This window comes from Devosia sp. (assembly GCF_034675085.1).
Lineage (GTDB): Bacteria > Pseudomonadota > Alphaproteobacteria > Rhizobiales > Devosiaceae > Devosia.
In genome coordinates, this window is sequence record NZ_JAUCDN010000178.1 from 1 (window position 1) to 6,988 (window position 6,988).

5 protein-coding genes are annotated in these 6,988 nt (G+C 66.4%); 3 read left to right on the forward strand and 2 right to left on the reverse strand.

The features are described from left to right. On the forward strand, window positions 1-800 hold an 800-nt coding region (locus tag VDP82_RS11795; RefSeq protein ID WP_323015044.1), incomplete at its 5' end, for a TRCF domain-containing protein. Between the two features lie 143 nt (window positions 801-943). Beyond that, entirely contained in the window at window positions 944-1,648 is a 705-nt protein-coding gene (locus tag VDP82_RS11800; RefSeq protein ID WP_323015045.1) for an invasion associated locus B family protein, read from the forward strand. Window positions 1,649-1,729: 81 nt separating this feature from the next. Here the strand turns inward: VDP82_RS11800 and VDP82_RS11805 are convergent, their stop codons facing one another. Both VDP82_RS11805 and VDP82_RS11810 read right to left on the reverse strand, forming a co-directional pair. Next, complete coding sequence (locus VDP82_RS11805) at window positions 1,730-2,875, reverse strand: M23 family metallopeptidase (RefSeq protein ID WP_323015046.1); 1,146 nt, start codon at window positions 2,873-2,875, stop codon at window positions 1,730-1,732. Between the two features lie 64 nt (window positions 2,876-2,939). Continuing rightward, window positions 2,940-3,428 (reverse strand): peroxiredoxin, encoded by a 489-nt coding sequence (locus VDP82_RS11810; protein ID WP_323015047.1) that lies wholly within the window; start codon window positions 3,426-3,428, stop codon window positions 2,940-2,942. 183 nt (window positions 3,429-3,611) lie between these two features. Here VDP82_RS11810 and VDP82_RS11815 point away from each other — a divergent pair. Next, a partial coding sequence (locus tag VDP82_RS11815; protein WP_323015048.1) for a hypothetical protein occupies window positions 3,612-6,988 on the forward strand: 3,377 nt, incomplete at its 3' end.

Here is a 6,988-nt window from a genome sequence, read left to right on the forward strand (position 1 = left end):
TCGTGCACCGGGCCGACCATTTCGGGCTGGCCCAGCTCTACCAGATCCGCGGGCGCATCGGGCGGGCCAAGGCGCGTGTCTATGCGCTGTTCACCGTGCCGGCGGACCGCAAGCTCACCGACACCGCCGAGCGGCGGCTGGGCGTGCTGCAATCGCTCGAAAGCCTGGGCGCCGGCTTCCAGCTCGCCAGCCACGACCTCGATATTCGCGGGGCGGGGAATCTGCTGGGCGACGAACAGTCTGGCCATATCCGCGAAGTGGGGTATGAGCTCTACCAGGCCATGCTGGAAGAGGCGGTGGCCAACCTCAAGAATGGCGAGGAAGACTACGAGGACCGCAACGAGTGGAGCCCGCAGATCTCGCTGGGCATGCCGGTGATGATTCCCGAGCACTATGTTCCCGACCTGCAATTGCGCATGCAGCTCTATCGCCGGCTGGGCGATTTGACCGATATCCGCGATATCGACGCGGCGGGTGCGGAGCTGATCGACCGCTTCGGGCCGCTGCCCGAGGAGGTGGAGGCGCTGCTCAAGGTGATCCTGGTCAAGGCCCTGTGCCGCAAGGCCAATGTCGAAAAGGTCGATGCCGGGCCCAAGGGCGCGGTCATCTCGCTGCGCAACAAGGAATTCCCCAATCCGGCCGGGCTGGTGAAGCTGGTGAGCGACCCCGCCAACCAGGTGCGCATCAAACCCGATCAGAAACTCGTGTTCGCCCGCAACTGGCCCACGCCCGAGGCGCGGCTCAAGGGAGCGGCCGCAATCCTTTCAAAACTGGCAAGGCTGGCGGAAGCGGCGGCCTGAGCCGGCCCGTCAACCTTCATTTGTCATAATGTTTTGGCAATGGGTATCGGTCATGTTATTGCCCGATTTCAGCCCTTGAAGGGCAGTTCAATTCTCGAGGTGGCCGAAACCACCGGGACCGCCAGAAAAGCCAAGGAAATTCTATGAACATCAGGAAACCCCTCGTCGCCGGTCTAGCGGTTGCCGCGCTCATGCTGTCCCCGCTCGCTGCCGTCGCCCAGGAGACCGCTCCTGCCGAAGCGCCGGCCGCCGAGGCCGCCGCCGCCACCACGCCGGCCCAGCCGGCCAGCCAGAACTGGCTCAAGGTCTGCGACCCGCTGCCCGACGGGCAGAAGGCCTGCATCATGCGCCAGGTGGTGCTGGCCAATGGCCAGTTCCTCGGCTCGTTCCTCCTGCGTGACGATCCGGGCCAGGAAAGCCGGCTGCTCGCCGTCGCCGCCGTGCCGCTGGGGATGCTGCTGCCCTTCGGCGTCTCCTGGCAGATCGACGAAGCCAAGCCGGTGCGCGTGCCCTATATCCTGTGCGACCCCATGTCGTGCTCGACCCAGCTGGTCATCAACGAGCAGTATGTGAACTCGCTCAAGAAGGGCAACAAGCTCAAGCTGACCGCCAAGAACCAGAAGAGCCAGGACGTGACCATCGAGATCACCCTGGCCGGCTTCACCGCCGCCTATGACGGGGAAGCGGCCATGACCTTCGAGGAATTCCGCGAGGAGACCACCGGCGAAAAGGCGCTGGAGCAGGCCCTGCAGGACCGCGCCGAGGAAATGCGCCGCCAGCTCAACGGCGAAACCACCCCGCCCGCCGAAGGTGGCGACGCCCCGGCCGAAGCTCCGCCGGCCCAGTAAGGCGGGCTTGCCGGACAGATTTTGACCGGACAGATTTTTAAGGGCGCAGCGCAGGCTGCGCCCTTTTTCGTTTGCGATGCGTCAGCCCAGGATGGCGCGGAGTTTCTTGCCGGTTTCCAGGAACGCCTTGGGATTGACGGCGTCATTGGCGCGGCGCACCTCGAAATGCAGATGCGGCCCGGTCGAGCGCCCGGTGGTGCCCACCAGCGCGATCGGCGTACCGGTATTGACCGCCTGGCCCTCGCGGCTGAGATAGCCCGAGAGATGGGCGTAGCGCGTCACCAGCCCGTTGTCGTGGCGCACTTCCACCACCTTGCCATAGCCCGAGCGCGTGCCCACGAAACTGACCACGCCCTTGCCGGCGCTGAGCACGGTGGTGCCGATCGGGGCGGCGAAATCCAGGCCCGAATGAAAGGCGCGGCCGCCGGTGAAAGGGTCGGTGCGGTTGCCGAAGCCCGAACTCTGGCGGAAATTGCCGGCAATGGGCATGTGGATGGGCGCCGTCTCGCTGCCGGCGCGTGCCGCCTTGTAGCGCAGCAGCGCTGCCATCACCGCATTGGCGTCTTCAACCATGGGCGAAGCCTCCGCCGCTCCGCCGCTGGGGGCGAGCAGGGGGCCACCCATGCCGTCCAGCGCCTCGGGCAGATCGAGCCTGATGCCGAGCCCGCCCAGCGCCGAAACGATGCTGTCGGTGCGCGCCGTGGCGGTTTCGGCGATGGAGGTCATGGCATATTGGGTCTCGTCCATCATCTGCGCCACGGAAGCGGCGGTAGCCCCGATATCGGGATTGCCATTGGGCGCCAGCGAGACCTGCCGGGTCATGTCGGTGTCTTCGCCCGGGAAGGCGGCGACCGCGATGCCGAGCTGGTCGGCCTTGTCCACCAGCGCCCGCACGAGCTGATGCTGCTCGATCAGCACTTCCTGCTGCTGGGCCAGTTCCTGAAGCTGGAGATTGATGTCGCCGGTCTGGGCATAGCTGCGCGAATGCAGCCGGTCGACCTCGACGCGCAATTGCGCGATGCGGGTCTCATAGGCGGCAATGACCTGCTCGGTATGGCCGCTGAACAGCGGCGCGATGTCGGGGGAAAAGACCAGCGCGGTGCCCAGCCCGGCATTGCCGGCCAGCAAAAGGGTGAAGGTGGCATAGAAAAGCGCCGGGGAAATGCCCCGCTTTCCCTTGGCGGGCTCCGCCTTCGCGGTCCGCCCGAAACTGGCGTGATGACCCATTCCGCACCCCCGCGCGCACTCCAAACATGGTGAGCCGATTATGAACGGGCGTGGTTAACAAAGGCTATTTGCTGCCGGCGCCGGCCTGGTAAGCATCGAGCGCATCGAGCATTTTTTGCGCATGGCCCTTGATGCGCGTCGCCCGGACCACGCGCGCGATGCGGCCATCCTCCCCGATGAGGAAGGAGGTGCGCACCAGCCCCATGAACTGCCGGCCATAAAGCGATTTGAGCTGCCACAGACCGAAGGCCTCGATGGCGATGCGCTCGGGATCGGCGGCCAGAGGCACGGCCAGATCGTATTTCCGGCGGAATTTCACATGGCTGTCGAGCGTATCGGGCGAAATGCCGACAAGATCGGCGCCGCGCCGGGCAAATTCTCCGGCCAGCGCGGAAAATTCCTGGTTCTCGTCGACGCAGCCGCCGGAATCGTCCTGCGGATAAAAATACAGCACCACCGCACGGTCGCGCCGGGCGCTGAGCTGGAAGACGGAACCGTCATCAAGGGGCAGGGTAAAGTCGGGCGCCGGGGCGCCTTCGGCGAGAGCCGGCATGGCGGGACGATCCAGAGTTGTGGCACACGCAATAATCAGGGTGTCAGTGCCATATTGCAGCCGGTATCATTGGGCAAGAGACCGCCTTCTGCGGTTGATTCTCAAGAGGTGCCTGAAGATACCGGCCATACCTCCTCCTGGAAGCAAGTGAACGCGTCACCCTCTCCCGCAGCGGCATCGGACATGCCCCCAACGCCTCGCAGGCGGCCCCCGGCGCGGCAGGCCGCCAAGCTGGCCGTCTGGGTGCTCGGCATTCCTTCCATCCTGCTGCTGGTGCTCTATCTGGTGCTGCTGATAACGCCGGTGCGCCTGCCCTTTGCCGGCGAGGCCATTCGCGGGCTGATCCAGTCTGCCATGCCCGAAACCACGCAATTGAGCCTGGGCGAGATGAACCTGGCGCTGGAAAACGGCGTCTGGCCGGTGATCCAGTTCACCCCCGTCTCCATGGACGACCGCAAGAGCGGCGCGCGCATCGCCATCGAGGCGCTGGAAGTGGGCTTTTCGCCAGCCCGCGCCCTGTTCGGCCAGCCGGGCGCCACCATCACCCTGGTGCGCCCGCATGTGCAGATGGTGGCCGACCTGTTCGGGCCGCGCCTCACCAGCTTCGAGGTGATCGACGATCCCAAAGGTGGCCCGCCCACGGTGCGGGTGCAGGAGGGCGAGGATTCCTTCCCCTCGGTGGGGATTTCCTCGCAAGGGGTGGATTTCGGCACCAACGCGCCCATGGCGGTGCGCTCGGACAATGAATGGCTGATCTACAACCTGGAAGCCAGCGAGCAGGGCATCGCCGACATCGTCGAGCAGGCGGCGAAGGGGCGCTTCTCGCGCCTGGTCATCCGCGACGGCCAGGTGGACATGAACGATGCCCTTTACGGGTTGCTGCGGCGCTTCGAGGCGATCAATCTCGAAATCGGCCCCACGCCCGACCTGCGCGCCACCCGCGGCACTTTTTCGGCGACGCTGGGCGGGCGCACCATGCGCGGCTCGCTGTCGCGCGTGGTCGATGACGAGGGGGAAACGCGGCTCGAGGCCGATGTCACCAATTTCGACTTTGCCGCCATCCTGCCCTTCATCGACGATGACAGCAGCCTGCTGGCGCTGCGCGGGGCCGGCGCGCTGTCCATCGACGTCAATTTTGCTTCCTCGGGCGGCAAGCTGGTCGACGGGCGCTTCAAGGTCGACCTCACCGGCGTGGACCTGCGCATAGACGACACCTATTTCGCCGTCGCCAGCTCGATCATGGACATCACCTGGACGCCGGAAACCGGCCAGTTCGCGCTGGACGAGGCAGCGGTGCAGATCGGGCAGAGCAGGGGCTATCTCTCGGGCATCTTCGCCATGGGGCTCGACCCCCAATATGGCCCCACCATCGGCATTTCCATTTCCGGCCGCGATGTTTTCATTCATCCCGGCGACATGGACGCGCCCGAAAAGCCGCTGGAAAGCGTGAGCTTTTCGGGCTGGTCGGCCCCGCTCTACGGCGCGGTCGGCGTCGACCAGATCATCGCGCGCAAGGGCGAGGGCGTGGTCGAGGCGGCGGGGCGCCTGGACATGCTGGTCTCAGGGCTGGGGGTTTCGTTCTCCATTGCCGGCAACGGCATGAGCGCCGACGACGTCAAGCGCCTCTGGCCCTATTTCCTGGGCACCGAAAGCCGCGACTGGTTCGTCGCCAACGTCACCGAGGGCATGGTGACGCGAGCCCGGCTCGATTTCGACTTCCCCGTCGGCTCGCTGGCGCTTGGCGGCGAGGAACGCCCCATTCCCAAGGGGGGCATGCAGATCGACATGGCCGGCACCGGCGTCGCCGTCAGGCCCACACTGGCCATGGAGCCCATCGCCATTTCCGGGGAAACCCGCTTGCAGGTGGACGATTCCAGCATGACCGTTTCGGCCGGCGGCGGGCGGCTCACCACCACAGGCGGGCGCATTGAGGTGGCCAATGCGGCGCTGGTGATGGACAATTCCGACCCGGCCGAGAGCATCATCGAGGTCTCGGGCGACGTCGCCGCCCCGCTGGGCGCGCTGGTGGCGCTGACGCGAGAGCAGCAGCCGGGCGCGCTCGACGCGGCGGGCCTGCCCTTCGATCCCGATCTCATCACCGGCTCGGCCGATCTGGGACTGGTGGCCACCATCCGCATCGACAACCGCGCCGAGGGCCGGCCGGCGGATGTGGATTATGTGGTCAACGGCACGGTGGCCGATTTCGCCAGCAGCCAGCCCATTCAGGACCGGGTGATCGGCAAGGGCCAGCTTTCGCTCACCGCCACGCAGGAAAGCTACCAGCTCGGCGGCACCGCCGAGATCGACGGCATGCCGGTGGAGCTCGAAATTACCGGCACCCCCACCACCGACCCCTCGATCCGCATCGCCTCCAGCATCGACGTGGCGGAATTGGCGCGCATGGGGTTCGATGTCTCCGAATTTCTCTCGGGGCGCGTGCGGTTCGTCGCCACGCCGCTGGCCGGCGGCGCGCTGGCCATGGCCATCGACCTCAAGGACGCCGCGCTCAATATCCGCGATATCGGCGTGCGCAAGGCGGCGGGCACCTCGGGCACGCTTTCGGCCACAGTCACCCCGGCGGGCGAGATCACCCAGCTCAACGACATCGATCTGTCCTTCGGCACGGTGCGGGCCATAGGCGATCTGACCTATCACGCCACGCGCGGCCTGCAGGCGGCCAGCTTCAGCCAGTTCGGCCTCAGCAGCGGCGATAGCGCCCGGCTGGCCCTGGCCCCCATCGAGGGCGGCTATGCCGTGCAGATCCAGGGCCAGCAGCTCGACCTCAAGCCCATGCTGCGCCAGTTCTTCGGGCTGGGCGAAGGGGCAGGGGGCGTGCAGGCGACCCAGTTCGACCAGACCATCTCGCTCGATGTGAAGCTGGACCGCGCCGTGGGCTATTACGCCACCACCGCCTTCAATCTCGACCTCGACCTGCTGCTGCGCGGCACCGACCTGCGGCGGGCCAATCTCAGCGCCCAGTTCGGCGACAATAACAGCATTTCCATCACCACCAATCCGGCGCCCTCGGGCCGCACCATGTCCATGGCCTTCAACGATGCCGGCACGGTGCTGCGCCTCCTGGGGGTCTATTCGCGCCTCGCCGGGGGCTCGGGCAGCCTGGTGCTGGCCGCCGACACCGCCAACAAGCTCGAGCGCGGCCAGTTGCTCATGCGCGACTTCGCGCTGGTGGACGAGGCCAATGTGGTGCAGGTGCTGGGTAACCACGCCGATTCCCGCGCCGCCATCTCCCGGCAGAACCGGCTCGATTTCGACGTGGCGCAGGTGGATTGCCTGCGCCGCTCCGACCGGGTGGAAGTGACCAACGCCATGCTCACCGGCCCGACCGTGGGTGGCACCATGCGCGGCTTCATCTATACCAACCAGCGCCAATACGACCTGACCGGCACCTATGTGCCCCTGTTCGGGCTCAACAACGCCTTCCAGCAGATCCCCATACTGGGCCCGCTCTTGGGCGGGCGGCAGGGCGAGGGGCTGATGGGGGTGACCTTCGCCGTGCAGGGGCCGCTGGACAATCCCCAGTTCCGCATCAACCCGCTCTC